The following is a 21790-nucleotide window of genomic DNA, read 5'->3' as shown; positions in this document are numbered from 1 at the left end:
GTTCGGATCAACGCCCTCGTCCGGAGTGTCGACGCCCGGTACGCCTTCGGTGTGCAGCCACGGGCCAAACTCTACCTATCGCCGACCCGGCGCATGCGGTTCTGTTGAGGCAGCGCGGAAGCGCGTAGCGGCCTGCTGCAGGCCGCTACGGTGTCGCGCGATCAGGGTTCGGCCAGGAAACTGCGCAGCAGGGCATTATATTGCTCCGGCTTCTCGATCATGGTCATGTGCGAGCACCCGCTCAGCACCGCCAGCCGCGCCTTGCCGCCCAGGCCGTCGCGCAGCGTGGTGTGGCAGTCCAGCGTCACTTCGTCGAATTCGCCGGTGGTCAGCAGCGTCTTCTGGGTGATCCGCTTCAGGTCCTTGCGGCGGTCCCAGTCCTTGATCTTCCCGACAATGGTGAACTCGTTCGGCCCGTTGAGCACCCGGTACGCGATCGACTTGCCGAGCGCCTCGAAGCTTGCCGCGGCCTCCGGCGTGGGCGGCACGCGCAGCAGGAAGCGGTCGTAGAATTGCTGGACGAGCGCTGCATATTCGGGCGTACCGGCCTTGCCCGCTTTCTCCAGCGCGTGGAGCTGCGCGGCAAAACCGTTCGGCATGCCGGCGATCAGCCGCTGCATGCCGGCCACCGCCTGGGGAATGCTCGCAAAGGCGCCGCCCAGGATCAGCCGCTCGACGCCGACCCCGCGGCCCTGGCACAGATATTCGGTTGCCAGCAGCGTGCCCCAGCTATGGCCGTACAGCACCACCTGTCGGAGCCCCAGCGCCTCGCGCACCGCATCGACTTCGTCGACCGCACGCTGGATGGTGTAGACGCCCTCGTCCTCGGGCGCGTCCGCCTTGCCGCAGCCCAGCTGGTCGAAGAAGATCACCGGGCGCTCGTCGGCCAGCGCCTGCATCGACAGCAGGTAATTGTGCGCCGCGCCCGGGCCGCCGTGCAGCGTGAGCAGCGGGGTCTTGCCGCCGGTGCCGAACCGCCGCCAGTAGATCTTGCCGCCCGGTACCGAAGCATAGCCGTCGCTGCTGGGGATATTGGCGGAACATGCCCATGCATTGGCACCGAACAGGCTCGTTCCCGCCATCGCACCGATGGTCTTCAGCGTCGATCGTCTCGTCCAACCCATCGGCTTCGACATCCGTTACTCCCTCTCTACAGCGCCGCCGGGACAATCCTCGCGCGGCTGCTGCGCTATATCGCCAGGCCATCTTATTGCGACCGACGCTGCGCTGGTTTTACCAGAATTGACCAAGGCCAGACAGGCAGGCGCCAGGGCCTCCGCCACAATGTGCCGCCCGCGACGCACTGATGTCGCGGGCACGGCAGCGTCGATTACTTGGTGAGATTGCGATCGAGAAAGTCTCGGATCAGCGGGGCCATCACGTCGAGCCGATCCTCCAGCGCGAAGTGGCCGGAATCGAGGATGTGGATCTCGGCCTTGGGCAGATCGCGCAGATAGGGATGCGCGCCTTCCTCTGGAAAGATCTTGTCGTTCTTGCCCCAGACGATCAGCGTCGGCGGCCGGCGGGTGCGGAAAAATTCCTGAAATTGCGGGTAGAGCGGCACGTTCGAGCTGTAATCGCCGAGCATGTCGAGCTGGACGTCGCGGTTGCCGGGGCGGTCGAGCAGCGCCTGGTCGTGCACCCAGTTGTCCGGGCTGATCCGGGCGACGTCGCCCATCCCGTCGGTATATTGGAACTTGGTGATGTCGAGCGTGACGAGATTGTTCAGCGCATCGCGGTTCTTCTGCGAACGGTCGCGCCAATAAACCTTGATCGGATCCCAGAAGGGCGATTGCAGGCCCTCGTCATAGGCGTTGCCGTTCTGGACGATCAGCCCGCTCACCCGCTCCGGGTGCTTGAGCGCGAGGCGGTAGCCGATCGGCGCGCCGTAATCCTTGACGTACAGGGCGTAGCGCCGGGCGCCGATCTGCGTGACCAGCTTGTCGACGATCTCGGCCTGGTTGGCGAAGGTGTAGGCGAACTGCTTGTGGTCGGGCGCGTCGCTCTGGCCATAGCCGGGATAGTCGGGCGCGATGACGCGATATTTGTCGGCGAGCAGCGGGATCAGGTTGCGGAACATGTGCGAGGAGGTGGGGAAGCCATGCAGCAGCAGGACCACCGGACCGTCCGCGGGGCCTGCCTCGCGATAGAAGACCTTCACCCCGTCGATCATGGCGGTGCGATAGTGGATTACCGGGACGCTGATGGAGGGAGGCGGCGGCGCGTCCTCGGGTAAAGCAAGCGCCGCAGGTGCGGTGGTGATCGTCGCGGCAGCAAGCGCTGCGACCGTAAGCAGTCGTTTCATGCAGGATCTCCTTGCGGGTTGGGCATGTGTCGGTTCCCGCAAGAACTAGCCAAGTCGGGCGCAAGATGGTGTCGCGTGTGGTAAAATCCCGTGAAATGGGATGGCGACCTAGACCCTAATATACAGCGATTTACTTGCGCCATGCCTGTTGTCTGCGGAGATGGGACCGCGTCCGGCACCGCGTCGGCGTTTCACCATGAGGCATCCATGCAGCGCACCACCGAGCCGCTCGAGACGACGGTCCACCGGATCGAGGCGGCCGGCGTCTCGTTCTTCTACCGCGCGGCGGGCGATCCCGGGCTGCCGGTGATCCTGTTGCTGCACGGCTTTCCGAGCTCGTCCCACCAGTTCCGCGCGTTGATGCCGCGCCTGGCGGACCGGTATCACGTGATCGCGCCCGACCTGCCGGGCTTCGGCTTCACCGAGGTCCCCGATGGCTTCGTGTACAGCTTCGACCGCCTCGCCGAGACCCTCGGCACCTTTTGCGATGCGCTGGGCCTGACCCGATATGCCCTGTACCTGTTCGATTACGGCGCACCGGTGGGCTTTCGCCTTGCCCTGGAGCGTCCGGACGCGATTCGTGCGATCGTCTCGCAGAACGGCAACGCCTATGCGGAGGGGATGAGTGAGGGCTGGGCGCCGACTCGCGCTTATTGGGCGGACCCGTCGCCCGCCAACCGCGACGCGATGCGCGGCATGCTCACGCTCGAGACCACGCGCTGGCAATATACCCAAGGCGCGCCGGACCCAGGCCGGATCGCGCCCGAAGGCTATTGGCTGGATGCCGCGCTGCTCGCGCGCGCCGGGCAGGACGCGATCCAGCTGGATCTGATCGCCGACTATGCCCGCAACGTCGCCCTCTACCCTGCCATCCATGCCTATCTGCGCGAGCGGCAACCTCCGCTGCTGGCGATATGGGGCGCGAACGACCCGTTCTTCCTGCCGGCGGGCGCCGAGGCATTCCGGCGCGACCTGCCCGACGCCGAGGTGCACCTGCTCGATACAGGCCATTTCGCGCTGGAGACGCACGCGCGGGAGATCGCGGACCGGATGCGCGATTTTCTCCGGCGCCATTGGGGCTAGACGGGATCGTGCTGCGTTCGACAAGGGAAGGAGCGACCATGCAAGGCGATACGGACGTACGGAACAACCCGGCGGAAAGCCGATACGAACTGGCGACCGAGAAGGGCATCGCCTTTTCGGCCTATCAGCGCCGCGACGACATCCTGGTCTTCACCCACACGATCGTCCCCAAGGCGCTCGAAGGGCAGGGGATCGGCACCCGGCTGGTCGCCGGGGCGCTGGCAGACGTGCGCGCGCAGGGCTTGCGGATCGTCTCGCGCTGCCCGTTCGTCAGTGCCTATCTCCAGCGCCATCCCGAAGACCGCGATCTTCTGGCGGAATCCTCGCCCGCCTAATCGATGGTGATATGCCGGGACGCGGCCAGCCGCCGCCACAGGCGCGGGTTGCGCAGCCGCGGCAGCCGGTCCCGCCACGCCGACCAGCGCGAGCCGCCGCGACGGGCATAGGCGACATGCGCGGGAATCGTGAGCAGCAGCTCGGTGCCGCCGCCGGCGCGCGGACGGATGGAGAGGGACCCGCGGAGCTTCCTCGCCCGCTCCCGCATTCCTTGCAGCCCGTAATGGCCGGCCTTGCGTCCGCATTCGAGGACCGGCGCCGGGATCCCCGCGCCGTCGTCCGAAAACCGGATCGCGAAGGGACGGGCGAAGCGGATGTCGATGCGCAACTGGGTGGCGTTCGCGTGCTGGCGGACATTGGCGATCGCCTCGCCGGCGACGCGGACGATCTCGTCCAGCGCGATCGCCGCGAGCGGGCGCGGCTCGCCGATCGCCTGGATGCGGACGCTCGTCGCAGGATCGAAGCCCTGCTGAGCGACGAGGGCGGCGAGGATCTCGACGATACCCTCGGGATCGAGCTGGGTGCGCAGGTCGTGCACGCGGTCGCGCCCCTCCGAGATCGCGCGATCGGCGCGGATCAGGGCGCTTTCGAGCTTGGCGCGTTCGGGGGTGCCGCGCGGCAGGTCCTCCACTGCCACCTGGACGTACAAGGTGAGCGTCTGGACCGATTGCAGCAGCGTGTCGTGCAGCTCGCGGGCGATCCGCTCACGCTCGCCCATGCGCTCCGCCATCCGCGCGCGGATGCGATGGGCGAGCGCACGAAGCCGGAGCTTGTAGAGCAGCCAGAGCAGCACCAGCACGCCGACGCCGCAGAGAAGGCGGAAGGGCCAGCTCTGCACGAAGGTCGGCGGGATCTCGAACGCCAGGGTCGCGCCCTGCCGGTTCCACACGCCGTCCTCGTTCGCCGCCATCAGCCGGAAGCGGTAGTTGCCCGGCGCGAGCCCGGTGTAGAAGGCCTCGCGGCGCGTGCCGGCATCTACCCAGCCTTCGTCGACGCCCTCCAGCTGGTAGCGGAACTGCACGCGCGAGGGCACGGAAAGGCTGGTCGCGGTATAGGCGATCTGTAGGCTGGACGTGCCCTTCGGCAGGCGGATCGACGCCTCGCCCACATAGCTGCGCCCGCCCGAGGTCAGCGACTGGATAATCACCGGCGGCGGCAGCCGGTTGAAGAAAAGCTGGTTCGGATCGATCCAGGCAACGCCGACGCGGGTGAGGAACCAGAGGCGGCCGTCCGAGGCCTCCATCGCGGTCTGCGACCAGGAATCCTGCTGGGCCACGCCGGGCATGCCGTCGTCGCGATCGAACACACGCGCCTGCATCGGGCGAGCGGGGTGGGCGAACGCTTGCTCGAGGTCGGCCCGTGCGATCCTGACCACCCCGCCGGCGGTGTTGAGCCAGAGGTCGCCCGCTTCGGTTTCGACGATCCCGGCGGTGCGGCTCAGAAAGGGGTGCACGTCCGAGCGGAGCGTGACAAAGCGCCTGCCGTCGAACCGCGCCAGGCCGAAATCGCCGCCGGCATAGACATGGCGCCCCCGCACCGCGATGACCACGACCGTGCCCAGCGCCAGATTCTTGCGGGCGGAGAATACGCGTCGCGCGGCGCCATCGATCAGTGCGATACGGTCGCCTTCGGCGATCCAGACGCGGCCGGCACCGTCGCGCAGCATCTGCGTCGGTGGATTGCCCGTCGTCGCGAGCCGCGGGTCGGGCGTCCACCGGCCGCCCTCCCGGCAAAAGGCGCCTTTGGCCGAGGCGATGCAGATCCGTCCGGGCGACGCCTCGATCAGCGCAAACGGCATCGGTTGGAGCCAGGGCAGGGGCACGTCGCGCACGGCGCCGCGGGACCAGATCCCCAGCGTCCGATCCGTGCCGATCCAGACACGGCCTTGCGCATCCCTGTGCAGGATCAGCGGGCGCCGGGGGAGGCGGGCCAGCTTCCGGGCGGCATGGCCGGGCTCTGCCAGGAAAAGGGCGTCATTGGTCGTCACATACATCGCGCCTTCGGGACCCGGCGCGATCCGGAAGCCGTTGCGCGAATCCGGCGGCAGCCCGGTGGCGACCACGGCGCTGGTCTCGCGGAACTGGTCGAGGCCGAGATTGGTCCCCACCCAGATATTGCCCTCGCGGTCTTCCAGCAGGGGGTTGGCGAGGTTGGACGTCAGCCCGCGCTCGCCGCCGAACCGCTCGCGCACGCCGTTGGGAAGCAGGGCGCCACCCGCCCAGCCCAGGCCCAGCCGAAAGACGCCGCCGCTGCCATAGCTGCCCCACAGGCTGCCACGCCGATCGAACAACATGCTCTCTGCGCGCGGATTGGCCGCAGGAGGCGGCTGGACCCATGTCGCGGGGCCGCCGGCCCCAGATCCCGCAATGCGTTGGAGACCGGGACGGGCTCCGGTGCTCAGCCAGATCGCGCCGTCCGGAGCCTGCTTCAACTGGGGGCGTTCGGTGGCCGAGGCGGGCACGGGGACAAAGCGGGCGGCGCCTGGACGCAGCACCACCAGTTCGCCCCCCACCGCGACCCATACCGATCCGTCCATGCCCGCAACGACGCTGGTCGCAGCGCCCGCGGCCACGCCGTGGCGGGCACCGAGCATCTCCCATCGACCTTGGCGAAAGCGGGCGACGCCCCCGCGATTGTCCTCGCCCAGCACCGCCCAGATCACTCCCGACCGGTCCTCGGCCAGCGCCAGCACGGGAACCGAGGGGATGCCGAGGTCGAACGAGGCCAGATGTCCCCCGCGCAGTCGCGCCACGGCCCCCGCAGCGAAGCCGATCCACAGGTCGCCGCTGCGGGTCGCGAGCAGCGAATTGACGTTGAGCGAGGGGAGGTGCTCGCCCTGGAAGGGGCGGAACTTCTCGAAGTGCGCGCCGTCGAAGCGGTACAGGCCGCTCCCCGTGCCCAGCCACAGATAGCCGTCGTGCGACTGGGCGAGCGCCCAGATCTCCGGCGGGGCGCCCTCGCGGACGGTCCAGGCGGTATGCCGCAGCTGCTGCAGGCTGCGCGGGGCGCCCGCTGCGCAGGCGCCGCCGGGGCTCCACAGCGGGACCAGCAGGGCCAGGACCCAAAATTTCGCGGCGGGCGACATGCGCTGTATCTCGTCCAAAGCGGAGCGGGTGTCACGCGGGGCGATGGTACCGCGCGCTGTCGATCCCCCAAATGGGTGAAGCCGGCGAACCCGGGGGTAGGGTGCCGCCGGCGCGCCATCGGCATAGTCTTCGCGCCACAACATCGTCGTTCCTACCCAGTGCGGCGCCCGCCTGGGGCGACCGGAGCGATGCCATCGGGAGGTCGTCGCCATGCCGTCTGTTGCTCTATCGGTGCCCGTGCCGATACCCGCCTATCCGGCGCCGCTGGTGCGGGCGATCGAGCGGTGCTTCCGCTTCGGTCCGTTCGTTCTCAAGCCCGGCCGGCAGTTGCTGCTCAAGCACGGCGAGCCGGTCAAAATCGGTGCCCGTGCACTTGATATACTCACCGTGCTGGCCGAGCGGCCGGGGGAGGTCGTCAGCAAGCGCGAATTGCGCGCCCGTACCTGGCCCGACACTTTCGTCGGGGACGGCAACCTCAAGGTGCATGTCGCCAGCCTGCGCAAGGTGCTGGGCGAGGTGGTGGAGACGCCGCGCTACATCGCGACTGTCACCGGTCGCGGCTATCGCTTCGTCGCCGACGTGCAGGACTGAGCCGCGCGCCGGAGGTCAGCGACGGAAGAAGCCGCGCCGGATCGCGACGGTGACGGCATGGGTGCGATCGTCCACCCCCAGCTTGGCGAAGATGTTCTTGAGGTGGGACTTGATCGTGTCCGGCGAGACATCGAGGTTGCGGGCGATCTGCTTGTTGGGATGCCCCTCGGCGACCATGCCGAGGATCGCCATCTCGCGGTCGGTCAGCGGATCGTCGAGCGCATGTTCGGCCACGGCATGGCTGATTTCGGGGCTCATCGCGCGGCGGCCGGCATGGACGGTGCGGATCGCGTCCAGCAATTCGGTGCGCAGGCAGCTCTTCAGCAGATAGCCCGCCGCGCCCGCACGAATCGCGCGGATCGCTTGCGCATCTCCCGAATAGGTGGTGAGCACCAGGATCCGCGCCTTGGGGTTCAGCGCCAGGATCGCGGCGATGGCATCGACCCCGCCCATGTCCGGCATCTGGAGGTCCATCAGGGTCACGTCCGGGGCGAGCGCGCGGAACATGGCAATGCCCTCGGTGCCGTTCGCCGCTTCGCCGGCAATCTCCATGTCGGGCTGGCGCGCGATCAGTGCGGCCACGCCGTCGCGGACCGTTGCGTGATCGTCGACCGTCAGCACCCGTATCGTCACGCTTCCCCGATCCCTAGCGGCGTCCCCCCCATTCCATGGAAGTCGCCGCCGTCCCTGCAGTCCGCAATGGACCATCCTAGCGATCCCGCGAGAAATTTCCACGGTTGCGCGCCAACCTTGTTCCCGGGAACGGCGCGGGGAGCTTGCCTCGGTTCGCCGAACCGGCCGGGCAATGCCTGCGCTTAACCGCCGCTTACCACAGCTGACCGAGGCGCCGCGCCGATCTCGCGTACAATGCCTGTGCACATCGAATACAAGCGTCCCATGCCGCTGCCGGCGCGCAGGGGCAAAGCCACAGGATAACCGTCATGCGGTCTTCGCCCGTCCCCAAGACCAGTATTCTTGCCAGCGGCGGCGGCGCCATGTTGATGGACCCGGCCGATACGGTGATCCTGCTGCTCGATCACCAGTCGGGGCTGTTCCAGACGGTGAAGGACATTCCCGTCGCCGACCTGCGCCGCAACGTAGAGATGATCGCCCGGCTCGCCTCGCTGCTGCAGATCCCTGTCATCACAACGGCTTCGGAACCGGCCGGCTCCAACGGCCCGCTGATCCCGGAGATCGCCCTCCACGCCCCGCACGCCGTCTATGTGCCGCGCAAGGGCGGGGTGAAGCCGACATCACCCAACGCGCCGCTTTCCGAGCTCCATCGCACCTGGGTGCGCCCCGAAGCCGGCAAGCTGGCCATGCTCTATGGCCTCGCTGCCCCCAATCATGCAGCGGTTATCGAGAGCTATGTCCGCGCCCGGCAGGCGCCGCGCGCGGCAGCAGTCTAGGCAAGCCGCTGGCTGAATCGGAAGGAGGGGACGCAATGCCCTATGGCTTCATGGACGTGGCCCGCACGCCGGGCGTGGCCGCCGTGCAGGCCGAGATGGGCGTGGGCGAGCGCTGGACTCGTTTCAAGAGCCACCGCGCGTCCGATCGTTTCACCCCGGACGAAGCCGCCTTCCTCGCGCAACGCGACAGTTTCTACATCGCGTCGGTATCGGAGACCGGTTGGCCCTATGTGCAACATCGCGGTGGCCCGGCCGGCTTCCTGAAAATGCTCGATCCGCAGACGCTCGCCTTCGCCGATTACCGGGGGAACCGCCAATATATCAGCACCGGTAATTTCCGGACGAGCGGCCGGGCGTGCCTGATCCTGATGGACTATGTCCGGCGCGCAAGGTTGAAGATGTACGTGCAGGTCGAGACGCTCGCGCCCGAGTCCGATCGCGCGCTCACCGAGCGCGTGACGGATGGCGAATATGGCGCGTCGATCGAACGGATTTTCCGGCTGCGGCTGGTCGCCTTCGATTGGAACTGCCCGCAACACATCGTGCCGCGGTTCAGCGAGCGCGAAATCGCGACAGCCGTCCAGCCGCTGCACGACCGCCTGACCGCCCTGGAGCGTGAAAATGCCGAGCTGCGCCAGCAACTGGCGGAGCCGTGACAGACACCGCGTCGGACTGTGCTTTGGAGGGGCATCCTTCCTTTGACGATTCTCGCCTGAAGGAACTGGACCATGACCGCGAGCGCCTCCCGCGTAGACCCTGAAGAGAGTACGCTCGCCGTCGACCGCGTGTCGATTTTCGTCCGTAGCTGGCGCCCCACGTCATCCCCGCGCGCGATCGTTGCCATTTGCCACGGGTTCAATGCGCATGGCGGCCACTATCAATGGGTGGCGGAGCAGCTCGTGGCTGCGGGTCACGTGGTCTACGCGGTGGACCTCCGCGGGCGCGGCCGATCGAGTGGGCCGCGCTTCACGGTGGAACGGTTTGACGAGTATGTCGCTGATATCGCTGCGATGGTCGAGCTGGCTACGCGACGCGAACATGATCTTCCATTGTACCTGCTGGGGCATAGTGCCGGCGGCGTGGCGGCTTGTCTCTACGCCATCGAGCACCCGTTCCGCCTGCATGGGCTGATTTGTGAGAGCTTCGCCTTCAAACTGCCTGCGCCCGACTTTATGTTGACCGGTCTCAAGCTGTTCAGCCGCGTCTTTCCCCGCGCGCGCATCTTACGGCTGAAGAACGAGGATTTTTCGCGCGATCCCAGTAGAGTTGGTCTCCTGAACGCGGACCCCCTGACCACCGGGGAGAAGCAGCCGGCTAGCACCTTGGCTGCGCTGATCCGGGCGGGGGAGCGGCTCGAACGGGAATTCGCCCAATTCACCACACCTGTTTTCATCGTGCACGGTACCGCCGACAGGGTGACGCTGCCTAGCGGCAGCCGGCTTTTCTGTGAGGCCGCCGCCTCCAAAGACAAAAGGCTGGCGCTCTACGACGGCGCGTTTCACGATCTTCTCGCAGATTTCAACAAAGAAGCTGTTCTCGGAGCGATGACTGCATGGATCGAGCAGCGCCTGCCGGGTGCCTCAGGCAGTACGTGAGCAGAGGATGCGCAGATCGGCCCGATCGCGGTAATGGCACCCTCGTCGGGAAGAGGCCGGGACCACACGGCGACCGCTTTTGCCGGCGTGCGCCAGGCGTTACGGGCGAAGTGGACGCGGCCTCGCTGCCAGGTCGCGCTGAACACGCGCGAGGCGGCCGCCTTGGTGCCTTCGTGCGCATCCGAGATGACGAGCTTAACACCGCGCAGGTCCCGCCGGGCCAGGCTCCGCAGAAATCCTCCGGCAGCGGCGAGCGCATGAGCAAGGTCGTTTTTTTGGGCGCGACCGGTCCAGCGCCCCCTTGAGGATCTCGACCTCGAGCGTCTTGCGGCCGGGTTGGCACTCCATCTCGCGTACCTGGCGGTTGCTTGTCACGTCATCGTTGCTGGTCACCGCGACGCTACCGCCCTCCAGCATCATCCTGGCGCTGCGCGCCTTGGGGCTCAAGCAGGCCAATCTGGTCGGCGCGGCGGGCTATATCTCGATGGAAGACACCGAAGCCACCGAACTGGTACAGCAGGGCACCGTGCGCGATCCCGACGCAACCTCGGTCATCGAAGTGGCCGGGTCGATCGACTGGGTGGAGGATGGCGTGGGAGGAAGAGGCGCTGCCAAGCACTTCACCATCGGCGCCCACGCAATCGGCACGAGCAGCAGTGTCGCGCGGGGAAAGGGGGCGGGAACCATGCGGTTCCTGCGCCCCTTCTTCGTCCTTGGCAGCCGGCCGGGCCGGTCGATGCGGCGCGCCGACCGCGCGCCCTTTACCCCTGCCGGAGGTGACCGAGCAGCGCCGTCGTGAACGCTGCTGGCTGCTCGAGGTTCGACAGGTGCGCCGCCTCCAGCATCACGCAGCTAGCGCCGGCGATCCCCTCGACCAGTGCCGCGGTCTGCTCCGGCGGCGTTGCCGGGTCCTGCGCCCCGCCGATCACCAGCGTCGGCGTCTGGATCAATCCCAGCAGCGGGCGGAGGTCCATGTCGCGGATCGCCGCGCAGCAGCCGGCATAACCCTGCGGATCGGTCGCCAGCAGGGTGGCCAGGGTCGGTGCGGTATTCGCTGGATCTGCGCGGAAGCCGGGGGTGAACCAGCGCTCGACCACCGCCTCCGCGATCGCCGCCATGCCCTGGCCGCGCACCACGCCGATCCGCGCGTCCCATCCCGAGGGCGGGCCCATATACGGCGCGCTGTTGGCGATGACGAGCCGGGTCAGCCGCGCCGGCGCCTGCACGCCGAGCCACTGCCCGGTCATCCCGCCGAGCGAGAGCCCGCAAAAGGCGAACCGGTCGAGCCCCAGCGCGTCGGCGAGTTCGAGCACGTCGCGACCCAGCCGGTCGAGGCCATACGCCCCGGCGGGCGCATCCGAAGCGCCATGCCCGCGCGTGTCATAGCGGATCACCCGAAACTGCCGCGCCAGCGGCGCCACTTGCGGCGCCCACATCGCGCGATCGGTGCCGAGCGAATTGGACAGGATCAGCGGCGGCGCGGCAGGATCGCCGTCGCACGCCACGGCGAGGCGACAGCCGTCGCCCAGGGTGAGACGATGCACGTTCATAGCCGCTCCACCGCGAGCGCCAGCCCCTGGCCGACGCCGACGCAAAGCGTCGCCAGCCCCAGCCGTCCGCCCGTCTTTTCGAGCTGATGCACCAGCGTCATCGCGTTGCGCGCGCCCGACATGCCAAGCGGATGGCCCAGCGCGATGGCGCCGCCGTTCGGATTGACGCGGGGATCGTCGTCGGCCAGCCCCAGCCCGCGCAACACCGCCAGCCCCTGCGAGGCGAAGGCTTCGTTCAGCTCGATCGCGTCGATCGCCGCCAACGACAGGCCAAGCCGGGCGAGGAGCTTCTGCGTCGCGGGGATCGGGCCGATGCCCATGATCCGCGGTGGGACGCCAGCGCTCGCCATGCCCAGAATGCGTGCGCGGGGCACCAGGCCGTGATCCCGCACCGCCGCTTCGCTGGCGACGATCATCGCCGCCGCGCCGTCGTTCACGCCCGAGGCATTGCCCGCCGTCACCGTCCCGTCGGCGCGGACCACCGGCCGCAGCTTGGCGAGCGTCTCCAGCGTCGTGTCGGCGCGGGGGTGCTCGTCGCGGTCGACGCGCGTCTCGCGCCCCTTGCGATCGGTGATCGTCACCGGCACGATCTCTTCGGCGAAATAGCCTTCGGCCTGGGCCGCGGCGGCCCGCTGCTGGCTGCGCAGCGCGAATAGATCCTGATCCGCCCGTGCAATGCCGAAATCGGTGGCGACGTTCTCGCCCGTCTCCGGCATCGAATCGACGCCGTACAATGCCTGCATCCGCCGATTGACGAAGCGCCAGCCGATCGTCGTGTCGTGAATCTCGGCCTGGCGGGAAAAGCCGCTTTCGGCCTTGGCGAGCACGAAGGGCGCGCGGCTCATGCTCTCGACCCCGCCTGCAATCAGCAGATCAGCGTCGCCGGCGCGGATCGCCCGGGCGGCGGTGCCCACCGCATCCAGGCCGGAGGCGCACAGCCGGTTGATCGTGCTGCCGCCCACGGTTTCGGGCAGCCCGGCGAGGAGCGCGGCCATGCGCGCGACGTTGCGATTGTCCTCCCCCGCCTGGTTGGCGCAGCCCAGGATCACGTCATCGATCGCCGCCGGATCGAAGGCGCCGCCCTCGACCAGTGCAGCGATCGGCACGGCGGCAAGGTCATCGGCGCGAACCGACGACAGCGCACCGGCATAGCGGCCGATCGGCGTACGGACCGCGTCGCAGAGATAGGCCGCGCTCACAGCGCCGCCTCCGCATCGAGCGCGATCTGGAGAGGGGCGCCGGTCTTCGCGACGATCTCCTCGATGGTGATGCCCGGCGCGGCTTCGATCAGGGTCAGCCCGCCCTCTCGCCGGTCGACGGCGATCACGCCCAGATCGGTGACGATCAGGTCGACACAGGCACGACCGGTCAGCGGCAGGGTGCAGCGCTCGAGGATCTTCGGCGTGCCGTCCTTCGCGACATGGTCCATCACCACCACGACGCGGCGAACACCGGCGACCAGGTCCATCGCCCCGCCCATCCCCTTCACCATCTTGCCCGGGATCGTCCAATTGGCGAGGTCGCCATTGGCGGCAACTTCCATCGCGCCGAGCACGGCCATGTCGATATGCCCGCCGCGGATCATCGCGAAGCTGTCGGCCGAGGAGAAGAAGCTCGAGGTGGGCAGCGCGGTCACCGTCTGCTTGCCCGCGTTGATCAGGTCGGGATCCTGTTCGCCGGCATAGGGGAAGGGGCCGATGCCGAGCATGCCGTTCTCGCTCTGCAGCGTCACGGTGATGCCGGCGGGCACATGATTGGCGACCAGCGTCGGGATGCCGATCCCGAGATTGACGTAATAGCCGTCCTGCAGCTCGCGTGCGGCGCGCGCCGCCATCGCGTCGCGGGTCCAGCCTTTCGCTTCGGCGTCCATCAGCCAGCCTCCCTTTCGCGCGTCGTCAGTTTCTCGATCCGCTTTTCATTGATCGTCGCACGCACGATCCGGTCGACGTAAATGCCGGGGGTGTGGATGCAATCGGGATCGAAGCTGCCTTCGGGCACGATCTCCTCCACCTCGGCGACCGTCACCCGGCCGGCCGTCGCCATGTTCGGATTGAAGTTGCGGGCGGTCTTGCGGAACATCAGGTTGCCGGCCGGATCGGCGCGCCACGCCTTGACGATCGACAGATCGGCGCGGAGCCAGGTCTCGCGCACATAGTCTTCCCCCTCGAACGTTTCGACCGGCTTGCCTTCGGCGACGACGGTGCCGACGCCGGTGCGGGTGTAGAAGGCGGGGATGCCCGCGCCGCCGGCGCGGATCCGCTCGGCCAGCGTGCCCTGCGGGTTCAGTTCGAGCTCGAGTTCGCCCGACAGATATTGCTGCTCGAACAGCTTGTTCTCGCCGACATAGGACGAGATCATCTTGCCCACCTGCCGGCTCTCCAGCAGCATCCACAGGCCGAACCCGTCGGCGCCGGCATTGTTGGAGATGACCGTCAGTTGCCGGACACCCGAGGCGCGGATGACGGGGATCAGGCTCTCGGGATTGCCCGACAGGCCGAAGCCGCCCGACATGATCGTCATGCCGTCGAACAGCAGCCCCTCCAGGGCGGCGGCCGGGCTCTCATAGATTTTGCTGGTCATGTCCGTCCGTTATCCGAGGTCGCCGCCCGCGACGGGCAGCACCGTTCCAGTGATGTATGCGGCTTCGTCCGAGGCGAGGAACAGGATCGGCGCGACCTGCTCCGCGATCGTGCCATAGCGCTTGAGCAGGGCCGAGTGCGTCACCTGGTCGACCACCTCGGCCATCCAGGCGCGCTCCTGCGCGGTTTCGCCCTCGGGGTTGCGCGGCACCCGGCGCGGCGGCGCCTCGGTCCCCCCCGGCGCGGTGGCGACGACGCGGATGTTGCGCCCGGCATATTCCATCGCCAGGCTCTGGGTGAGCGCGTTCACCCCGCCTTTGGCGGCCGAATACGGCACGCGGTAAATGCCCCGCGTGGCATTGGACGAGATGTTGACGATGGTGCCGCCGCCGCGCGCGAGGAAATGCGGCAGCGCCGCGTGGCAGCACCACAGCGTCGGCATCAGCGAACGGCGGATTTCCGCCTCGATCTGCGCGGGTTCGAACGCATCGAAGGGACGCATGCGGATCGCGCCGCCGACGCCGTTGATGAGGATGTCGAAGCCGCCGAACCGGGCGATCGCCGCAGCCATGGCGGCGGACGCGCCCGCAGGGCTTTCCAGATCGGCGACGAAGCCGGCGGTTTCGCCGTCGGCAGCGGCGGCGACCTCGTCGACGAACGGCGCGCGGTCGACGAACAGCACGCGCCCGCCTTCCGCGGCTGCGCCCTCGGCGACGCCGCGGCCGATGCCCTGGGCGGCGCCGGTCACCACCAGCACCTTGCCGGCAAAGCGCGCCCGCGCCGTCACGCCGCCACCATCTCGGTGGGCGCGAACTTCTCGTAATGGAAATGGACCGGCGCTAGCCCCCGATCGCGCAGCGTGGCGCGCACCGCCTCGACCATCGGCGGCGGGCCGCAGAGGTAGAGGTCGCACTGTCCCAGATCGAACGGAACGGTGTCGAGATGGTCGGTCACATAGCCCTTGTGCGGGTGGCCGGCATCGGGATTGCTGACGCACGCGCTCCAGACGAAGCCCGGCAACCGCGCGGCCAGCGCTTCCAGCCGATCGGTTTCCACCAGGTCACGATCCTGGGTGACGCCGTAGATCAGATGAACGGGCGCGCTGCAGCCCTGGTCGGCCAGCACCTCCAGCATCGACAGGATCGGCGCCAGCCCGGTGCCGCCGGCGAGCAGCAACACCGGCCGCGTCACCTCGCGCAGGAAGAAGCTGCCTTGCGGCCCCACCATCGACAGCCGATCACCGGGCTGCGCCGTTTCCACCAGCCACCGGCTCATCCGTCCGCCGGGCACGTTACGGATCAGGAAGCGGGCTTCGGCCGCCCCGGGCTTGGAACTGAACGAATAGGAACGGGATTCGCCGGTGCCGGGCACGGACAGGTTGACATATTGGCCCGGCAGGAAGGCCAGCGCCTCGGGCTGGTCGAGCGCGAGGCGCAGCAGGATGGTGCTTTCCGAAACCAGCTCTGCCGCGATCACCGTCGCCTCGTGCGTCGCCGGCGCCAGCTTGCAGGCCTGCGACGGCACCGGCACCGCGACGATGCAGTCCGATGCGGGCACCATCTGGCAGGTCAAAACCAGGCCCTCGCCCGCCTCGTCCGCACTCAGCGCGTCGTCGATATAGTCGTCGCCCAGATCATAGCTGCCTTGTTCGCAGCGGCACTTGCAGGTGCCGCAGACCCCATCCGAACAGTCCATCGGCAGGTTGACCTGCTGCCGATAGGCCGCATCGAGCACGGTCTCGCCGGGATTGCAGGTGATGATGCGGGTGGCGCCATCCTCGAAGGTGAGCGCGATGCGATGGGTCATTCCAGCCTCTCCGGGCCAGCGTCGCGGATCACAGGTGATAAATGTCCACGACCTGGTGAATATAATCGTTCTTCAGCACCACTTTCTTGGCGGTGATGACGGGCGCCTCGCCGCGCAGGTCGAGCGTGTAGAAGGAGGTGCCGAAAAACTGGCTCGTCGCGCCATAGCGATGGCTGAGCGTGTGCCAGTTGAAGCGAAGATCGACCGCGCCCTCCCGCTCGGCCAGCAGTTCGACATTGGCGATCATGTGGCAGGTGCGCGGTTCGGGCGTGCTGGCGCCCGATCGCTCGGTCTTGATGCGGAAGACGCGATCCTCCAACCCCTGGCGATTGGGATAATAGATCAGCGACACGTGGCGCTGCGGATCCTCCACCAGGCGATCGTCGTCGTCCCAGGCCGGCATCCAGAAGGTCGCTTCGGGCGCATAGCATGTGAGCCAGGCGTCCCATTCGCGATCGTCGAGCAGCCGCGCCTCGCGGTGGAGAAAGGCGAGCACGTCCTCGCGGGCGATCGGGCGTTCGAGCAGCGTGGTCATGCCGCAGCCCTCAGCCCGGCGGTGGAGGGCAGGGCCGCCCCGCCATCGCCCCCACCGCCCTCGGCCGCGATCGCAGTGAGGAGCGCCTGCGCCCAATATTCGTGCTGCCGCACGAACAGGCCTTCGTCCTCGCTGCGCTCGCCGCTCAGGATCGGCGCGAGACCCATCGCACGCGCATTGTCGTCCGGACCGTCGATCCAGCGGGTGGCGCCGCGGCTCAGGTCGTTCCACAAGCTGCCCGCACCGGTATAGGCGGTCTGGCAGGCACGGAATTCCTCGAGGTCGTCGGGCGTGCCCATCCCGCTGACGTTGAAGAAATCCTCATATTGGCGCAGCCGCAGCGCGCGTTCGGCATCGCTCTCGCCCTTGGGCGCGAAGCAATAGATCGTCACCTCGGTGCGATCGACGGCGATCGGGCGCACCACCCGGATTTGCGTGGAGAACTGGTCCATCAGATAGAGATTGGGGTAAAGGCACAGATTGCGGGTCTGCTCGACGATGAAGCCCGCGCGTTCCTCGCCCAGGCGCGCGGCGAGCGCGTCGCGATGGGCATGGACCGGCCGCACTTCCGGGTTCAGCAGCCGCGTCCACAACAGGATATGGCCGTTGTCGAAGCCATAGACGCCGCCGACGCTCTTCGACCAGCCATTGGCATCGACGGTGCGGGTGCCAGCCGCATCGCGATTGCGGTGCGCCGTCGTCGCGGCATAGTTCCAGTGAACCGTGCTGACGTGATAGCCGTCGGCGCCGTTCTCGATCTGGAGCTTCCAGTTGGCGTCATAGACATAGGTCGAACTGCCGCGCAGCACTTCGATCCCGTCCGGCGCCTGGTCGACGATCTGGTCGATGATCGTGCGCGTCGCGCCGAGATGCTCCGCCAGCGGCTGCACCTCCGCACGCAGGCTGCCGAACAGGAAGCCGCGATAGCTTTCGAAGCGGGCGACACGCGTCAGGTCATGCGAACCGTCGGTGTCGAACGCATCCGGATAGCCGCCGCTCTTGCCGTCCTTCACCTTGAGCAGCCGGCCGTCATTGCTGAACGTCCAGCCGTGGAACGGGCACGTGAAACTGCCCTTGTTGCCGTGCTTGCGGCGGCACAGCGTCGTGCCGCGATGCGCGCAGGCATTGATGAAGGCGTGCAGTTCCCCGGCCTTGTCACGCGTCAGGACGACCGGCGTGCGCCCGATCCAGGTGGTGAAATAATCGTTCGGCTCCGGGATCTGGCTTTCATGGGCCAGATACACCCAATTGCCTTCGAAGAGGTGCTGCATCTCCAGATCGAACATGGCAGGATCGGTGAAGACGTCGCGCCGGCAGCGGAACACGCCCGCTTCGGGATCGTCGATGACGGCGCCTGCGATGCGCTCGGCAAGAGTCGAAGCCATGATCGTTCCTTTCACGCCAGGACGGGATCGGCCGCGGCGCGGTGGCGGGCGGAAAGCTGCTCGTCCTCGGCGCCGGCCGCGCGCTGGAGCTGGAAATCGAAGGCGATATAGGCGCTGTCGCCCTGACGCTGCGGCACCGGCAGCAGCCCCTCGCGGGTGCCGAAGGCGAAGTCATCCCGGGCGAACGGATCGTCGCCGAAATTGATCTGCGTCGTCAGCGTGCGATAGCCGGGTGCCTCGACGAAGAAATGGACATGGGCGGGGCGATTGCCGTGGCGCCCCAGCGCCCGCATCAGCACGTCGGTCGCGCCGCCCGGCGGCACGCTGTAACCGTTCGGCATCCGCGAGTGGAAGCTGTAGCGACCGTCCGGCCCCAGCTTGATGCGCGCGCGATTGTTGAACGGGGTCTGCTCGCCGGTCGGGTCGAAATGCGAATACCAGCCCTTCGAGTTCGCGTGCCAGACGTGCAGGATCACGCCGGGCACCGGCTCGCCATCGGGTCCGGTGACGATGCCGCGCATGTAGAGCGCGCCGGTATCGTCCGGATCCTTGCTCAGGTCGACATCGCCCTCCACCAGCGGCGCGCCGGCGACGTATAGCGGCCCCTCGATCGTCCGCGGCGTGCCGCCGGTCAGCCCCGCCTCGGCATCCTTGGCGTCCATGTAGAGGTCGAGGAAATGTTCGAGCCCGATGCCGGCAACGATCAGACCGAATTCGTCGGCACCCTGCTGCAGGTAGCGAACCGCGCTCCAGAATTCGCTTTCGCTCACGTCGTGCCGCGCGATGATCGTGCCCGCTGCCTGGAGGATATCGCGCACGATCGCCTTCACGCGCGGCGAACCCTCCGCACTGCCGGTGCCCGCTGCCGTTTCGAACAGCGCCTGCACCTCGGGGGTGTTGACGAAACTTGCGTCCATTGCTCTCTCCTTGTCGTGCGGCGCGCGGGCGCCTGTCGTTGGTTGGCGCGGGGTCAGCGATCGTCGGCGTGCATCGAGGACGGATGGCGGCAGAGCGCCGTCACGCGGATCGTCATGAAGGGGTAGAGCGGCAACCCGATCAGCAGATCGTGCAACTGCGCATTGCTCTCGACGTCGAAGATGCTGACATTGGCGTAGCGACCGACCACCCGCCAAATGTGGCGCCAGGTGCCGGCCCGCTGCAGTTCCTGGAACCGCGCCTTTTCCGCATCCTTCAGCCGCTGTGCCTCGGCGGGGTCGAACCCCAGCGGAATGGCGACGTCCATTTCGACCTGGAACAGCATCAGGCGTGCCCTCCAACCATATGAAGCGTGGGTGCGGTGCGGTCTCGGCGGAAATGCGCCAGCTTGTCGGCATCGATGGCGACGCCCAGGCCCGGTCCCTCGGGGACGCGCAGGGCGAAATCGGCATAGGCCAGCGGTTCGGCGAGAATCTCCTCGGTGAGGAGCAGCGGCCCGAACAGCTCGGTACCCCAGGCCAGGTGCGGCAGCGTGGCGAACAACTGCGCGGAGGCCGCCGTGCCAATGCCGGCCTCCAGCATCGTGCCGCCATACAGGCCGATCCCGGCCGCGTCGGCGATCGACGCCACTTCGCGCGCCGGCAGCAACCCGCCCGACTGTGCGATCTTCAGCGCAAACACGCGCGCACCGACATCGGCCGCGATCCTGAAGGCGGAGCGCGGCCCGTGCAGCGCCTCGTCCGCCATCAACGGAATGCTGTGGCGGGCGGAAAGTCGCGCCATCGCCGCCAGCCTTTCCTTGGCCACGGGCTGTTCGACGAGATCGCATCCTGCATCGGCGAGCAGTGCGATGCCCCGATCGGCCTGCGTCTCGTCCCAGCCCTGGTTGACGTCGACCCGCACGCTGCCGCGATCGCCGATCGCGCGCTTGATCGCGGCGACATGCGCCACATCCGCGCGCACGTCACGCTTGCCGATCTTGAGCTTGAAGATGTTGTGACGGCGCGCGGCGATCATCGCCTCGGCTTCCTCGATGTCGCGCGCGGTATCGCCGCTCGCCAGGGTCCAGGCGACCGGCATGCTGTTGCGCACTCGGCCGCCGCCGATCAACGTGGAGACCGGAACCCCCAGCCGCTTGCCCGCAGCGTCGAGCAGGGCCGTTTCGACCGCGCATTTCGCGATGTGGTTGCCGACGACGTGCCGGCCGATCGCGCCCATCGTCTCCGCCACGCGGCTCACGTCACAGGTGGCGAGCAAGGGTGCGATATAGGTATCGATGGCGAGCTTGATACCCTCGGCACTCTCCTCGCAATAGCTGAGGCCGCCGATCGTCGTGCCCTCGCCGATGCCCTCGATGCCGTCGTCGGTCCGGATGCGGACGAGGACGATCGTCTGGCGATGCATCGTCGCCATCGCCAGCACGTGCGGGCGGATCGTCGGAAGATCGACGAGGATGGCTTCGATCGAGTGGAGAGCAACCTTCACATGGACTTCCCGCAATGCGCTGTCGGTCCTCGCCGTCTAGGCCGGGCGACGGGTCCATGCCCAAGACTATTGCAGTCTTTGCGCTATACCCATTAGGTATGGTTGCATGATGGACCTGCGCCAGCTCCGCTATTTCGTGGCCGTGGCCGAGGAGCGGAACTTCACCCGCGCGGCAGAGCGGCTGCACATCGCCCAGCCGCCGCTCAGCCGGCAGATCCAGCAGCTGGAGGCGGAGATCGGCGCCCCGCTGTTCGATCGGGCCGCGCGGCCCTTGCGGCTCACGCCGGTCGGGCGGCTGGTCTTCGAACAGGCGACGCAACTGCTCGGGCGGGTAGGGGAGATGCGCGACATGGTGGCGCGTGCGGTGCGGGCCGAACAACGCCGACTCGCCATCGGCTTCGTCGCGTCCACCATCTATGCGCGGCTGCCGTTGTTGATCCGCGAATTCCGCAGGATGGCGCCGCATGTCGATCTGTCGCTTGTCGAACTGGTGAGCCTCGATCAGATCGCCGCGCTGAAGGAGGGGCGAATCGACGTCGGTTTCGGCCGCGTCCGGTTCGAGGACGATGCGGTACGCCGGATCGTGCTGCGCGAGGAGCCGTTGATGGTGGCGGTCCCCGCCGCCCATCGATTCGCGACGGCGACGACACCGCTGTCCTTCGACGACCTATCGTCCGAGCCGCTGATCCTCTATCCGCGCCAGCCCCGCCCCAGCTATGCGGACCAGGTGCTCAGCCTGTTCCGTGATCGCGGCATGGCGCCGCGCGTCGCACATGAAGCGCGCGAGCTTCAGATCGCGATCGGGTTGGTGGCTGCGGAGGAAGGGGTGTGCATCGTGCCGGAATCGGTGCGCAAGGCGCTGATCGACGGCGTCACGTTCCATGCGCTGGCCGAACCCGCGACGTCGCCGATCATCATGAGCCACCGGGCGGACAACACCGCTCCCGAACTCGCGCTCCTCGCCGAAATCGTCGCGCGCATGTACAGCCTGTGGGGATACCGGGTGCCCGAGAAGATCCTTAAGCTGGCCGGTATGACCGCAGATGCCCTGGCCTTGCAGGATGTTCTAACACCCTGAAGATATCCTCGGCAGCACCGCTGACCGGCTA

General features: G+C 67.8%; 23 protein-coding genes and 1 pseudogene. 8 read left to right on the top strand and 16 right to left on the bottom strand.

All coding sequences use genetic code 11. The features are described from left to right. Positions 1-161 precede the first annotated feature (161 nt). Together SAZ01S_RS01690 and SAZ01S_RS01685 are read right to left on the bottom strand one after the other, a co-directional pair. The gene (locus SAZ01S_RS01690) at positions 162-1136 is read right to left on the bottom strand and encodes a proline iminopeptidase-family hydrolase (protein WP_084579433.1); all 975 of its coding nucleotides are present in this window, start codon (positions 1134-1136) and stop codon (positions 162-164) included. Between the two features lie 194 nt (positions 1137-1330). Further along, the gene (locus tag SAZ01S_RS01685) at positions 1331-2305 is read right to left on the bottom strand and encodes an alpha/beta fold hydrolase (RefSeq protein WP_084579431.1); all 975 of its coding nucleotides are present in this window, start codon (positions 2303-2305) and stop codon (positions 1331-1333) included. 207 nt (positions 2306-2512) lie between these two features. Between SAZ01S_RS01685 and SAZ01S_RS01680 the strand changes: the two genes are divergently transcribed. Together SAZ01S_RS01680 and SAZ01S_RS01675 are read left to right on the top strand one after the other, a co-directional pair. Next, positions 2513-3388 (top strand): alpha/beta fold hydrolase, encoded by an 876-nt coding sequence (locus SAZ01S_RS01680; RefSeq protein ID WP_084579429.1) that lies wholly within the window; start codon positions 2513-2515, stop codon positions 3386-3388. Between the two features lie 38 nt (positions 3389-3426). Beyond that, the gene (locus SAZ01S_RS01675; RefSeq protein WP_084579427.1) at positions 3427-3723 is read left to right on the top strand and encodes a GNAT family N-acetyltransferase; all 297 of its coding nucleotides are present in this window, start codon (positions 3427-3429) and stop codon (positions 3721-3723) included. Here the strand turns inward: SAZ01S_RS01675 and SAZ01S_RS01670 are convergent. Continuing rightward, a complete protein-coding gene (locus SAZ01S_RS01670) occupies positions 3720-6809 on the bottom strand; it encodes a sensor histidine kinase (protein ID WP_167693030.1) in 3090 nt (1029 codons plus the stop codon). The two genes, SAZ01S_RS01675 and SAZ01S_RS01670, sit on opposite strands and share 4 nt — an antisense overlap. Positions 6810-7020: 211 nt before the next feature. Between SAZ01S_RS01670 and SAZ01S_RS01665 the strand changes: the two genes are divergently transcribed. Then, positions 7021-7401 carry a winged helix-turn-helix domain-containing protein gene (locus SAZ01S_RS01665; RefSeq protein WP_084579423.1) on the top strand — a complete coding sequence of 127 codons (381 nt, stop codon included), beginning with the start codon at positions 7021-7023 and terminating at the stop codon, positions 7399-7401. A gap of 15 nt (positions 7402-7416) precedes the next feature. On the opposite strand, the gene SAZ01S_RS01660 is transcribed toward SAZ01S_RS01665, so the two are convergent. Then, positions 7417-8034 (bottom strand): response regulator, encoded by a 618-nt coding sequence (locus tag SAZ01S_RS01660; protein ID WP_245824500.1) that lies wholly within the window; start codon positions 8032-8034, stop codon positions 7417-7419. 308 nt (positions 8035-8342) lie between these two features. On the opposite strand from SAZ01S_RS01660, the gene SAZ01S_RS01655 reads away from it, so the two are divergent. The 3 genes from SAZ01S_RS01655 to SAZ01S_RS01645 all read left to right on the top strand — a co-directional run bounded on the left by SAZ01S_RS01655 (position 8343) and on the right by SAZ01S_RS01645 (position 10405). After that, positions 8343-8810 carry a cysteine hydrolase family protein gene (locus SAZ01S_RS01655; RefSeq protein WP_084579419.1) on the top strand — a complete coding sequence of 156 codons (468 nt, stop codon included), beginning with the start codon at positions 8343-8345 and terminating at the stop codon, positions 8808-8810. A gap of 35 nt (positions 8811-8845) precedes the next feature. Continuing rightward, positions 8846-9466: a pyridoxamine 5'-phosphate oxidase family protein gene (locus SAZ01S_RS01650; protein WP_084579417.1), complete on the top strand. Its 621-nt coding sequence runs from the start codon at positions 8846-8848 to the stop codon at positions 9464-9466. A gap of 72 nt (positions 9467-9538) precedes the next feature. Further along, positions 9539-10405 (top strand): alpha/beta hydrolase, encoded by an 867-nt coding sequence (locus SAZ01S_RS01645; protein ID WP_084579415.1) that lies wholly within the window; start codon positions 9539-9541, stop codon positions 10403-10405. Positions 10406-10459: 54 nt separating this feature from the next. Here SAZ01S_RS01645 and SAZ01S_RS24260 read toward each other — a convergent pair. Continuing rightward, positions 10460-10641 (bottom strand): annotated as a pseudogene (locus SAZ01S_RS24260) (transposase); the annotation flags it as partial. A gap of 146 nt (positions 10642-10787) precedes the next feature. Between SAZ01S_RS24260 and SAZ01S_RS24340 the strand changes: the two are divergent. Then, the gene (locus SAZ01S_RS24340; RefSeq protein WP_084579413.1) at positions 10788-11204 is read left to right on the top strand and encodes an SRPBCC family protein; all 417 of its coding nucleotides are present in this window, start codon (positions 10788-10790) and stop codon (positions 11202-11204) included. On the opposite strand, the gene pcaD is transcribed toward SAZ01S_RS24340, so the two are convergent. The 11 genes from pcaD to SAZ01S_RS01580 are packed head-to-tail and all read right to left on the bottom strand — an operon-like array spanning position 11167 to position 20681. After that, positions 11167-11955: a 3-oxoadipate enol-lactonase gene (gene pcaD, locus SAZ01S_RS01630; RefSeq protein ID WP_084579411.1), complete on the bottom strand. Its 789-nt coding sequence runs from the start codon at positions 11953-11955 to the stop codon at positions 11167-11169. The genes SAZ01S_RS24340 and pcaD overlap by 38 nt on opposite strands. Continuing rightward, positions 11952-13154: a 3-oxoadipyl-CoA thiolase gene (gene pcaF / locus SAZ01S_RS01625; protein WP_084579409.1), complete on the bottom strand. Its 1203-nt coding sequence runs from the start codon at positions 13152-13154 to the stop codon at positions 11952-11954. The genes pcaD and pcaF overlap by 4 nt, the downstream gene beginning before the upstream one ends. Continuing rightward, positions 13151-13825 carry a 3-oxoacid CoA-transferase subunit B gene (locus SAZ01S_RS01620; RefSeq protein WP_084579407.1) on the bottom strand — a complete coding sequence of 225 codons (675 nt, stop codon included), beginning with the start codon at positions 13823-13825 and terminating at the stop codon, positions 13151-13153. The genes pcaF and SAZ01S_RS01620 overlap by 4 nt, the downstream gene beginning before the upstream one ends. Beyond that, positions 13825-14535, bottom strand: a complete 711-nt coding sequence (locus SAZ01S_RS01615) for a CoA transferase subunit A (RefSeq protein ID WP_084579405.1) — start codon at positions 14533-14535, stop codon at positions 13825-13827. Before SAZ01S_RS01615 ends, SAZ01S_RS01620 begins: the two co-directional genes overlap by 1 nt. A 9-nt stretch (positions 14536-14544) precedes the next feature. Beyond that, a complete protein-coding gene (gene benD / locus SAZ01S_RS01610; protein ID WP_084579403.1) occupies positions 14545-15321 on the bottom strand; it encodes a benzoate diol dehydrogenase BenD in 777 nt (258 codons plus the stop codon). Then, positions 15318-16340 carry a benzoate 1,2-dioxygenase electron transfer component BenC gene (gene benC, locus SAZ01S_RS01605; protein WP_084579402.1) on the bottom strand — a complete coding sequence of 341 codons (1023 nt, stop codon included), beginning with the start codon at positions 16338-16340 and terminating at the stop codon, positions 15318-15320. The genes benD and benC overlap by 4 nt, the downstream gene beginning before the upstream one ends. Positions 16341-16368: 28 nt before the next feature. Beyond that, positions 16369-16875 carry a benzoate 1,2-dioxygenase small subunit gene (gene benB, locus SAZ01S_RS01600; protein ID WP_084579400.1) on the bottom strand — a complete coding sequence of 169 codons (507 nt, stop codon included), beginning with the start codon at positions 16873-16875 and terminating at the stop codon, positions 16369-16371. Then, positions 16872-18260: a Rieske 2Fe-2S domain-containing protein gene (locus SAZ01S_RS01595; RefSeq protein ID WP_084579398.1), complete on the bottom strand. Its 1389-nt coding sequence runs from the start codon at positions 18258-18260 to the stop codon at positions 16872-16874. The genes benB and SAZ01S_RS01595 overlap by 4 nt, the downstream gene beginning before the upstream one ends. Before the next feature lie 11 nt (positions 18261-18271). Then, positions 18272-19177 carry a dioxygenase family protein gene (locus SAZ01S_RS01590; RefSeq protein WP_084579396.1) on the bottom strand — a complete coding sequence of 302 codons (906 nt, stop codon included), beginning with the start codon at positions 19175-19177 and terminating at the stop codon, positions 18272-18274. Between the two features lie 53 nt (positions 19178-19230). Next, positions 19231-19521, bottom strand: coding sequence for a muconolactone Delta-isomerase (catC, locus tag SAZ01S_RS01585; RefSeq protein ID WP_084579394.1), 291 nt, complete (start codon positions 19519-19521; stop codon positions 19231-19233). Next, a complete protein-coding gene (locus SAZ01S_RS01580; protein WP_174596070.1) occupies positions 19521-20681 on the bottom strand; it encodes a muconate/chloromuconate family cycloisomerase in 1161 nt (386 codons plus the stop codon). The genes catC and SAZ01S_RS01580 overlap by 1 nt, the downstream gene beginning before the upstream one ends. A gap of 109 nt (positions 20682-20790) precedes the next feature. Here SAZ01S_RS01580 and SAZ01S_RS01575 point away from each other — a divergent pair, with 109 nt between their 5' ends. Next, positions 20791-21759, top strand: a complete 969-nt coding sequence (locus SAZ01S_RS01575) for a LysR family transcriptional regulator (protein ID WP_084579392.1) — start codon at positions 20791-20793, stop codon at positions 21757-21759. Positions 21760-21790: the final 31 nt, after the last annotated feature.

Origin of the sequence: Sphingomonas azotifigens NBRC 15497 (genome assembly GCF_002091475.1) — a bacterium.
Taxonomy (GTDB): Bacteria; Pseudomonadota; Alphaproteobacteria; order Sphingomonadales; family Sphingomonadaceae; genus Sphingomonas; species Sphingomonas azotifigens.
This window is presented reverse-complemented; position numbering and strand designations above follow the sequence as displayed.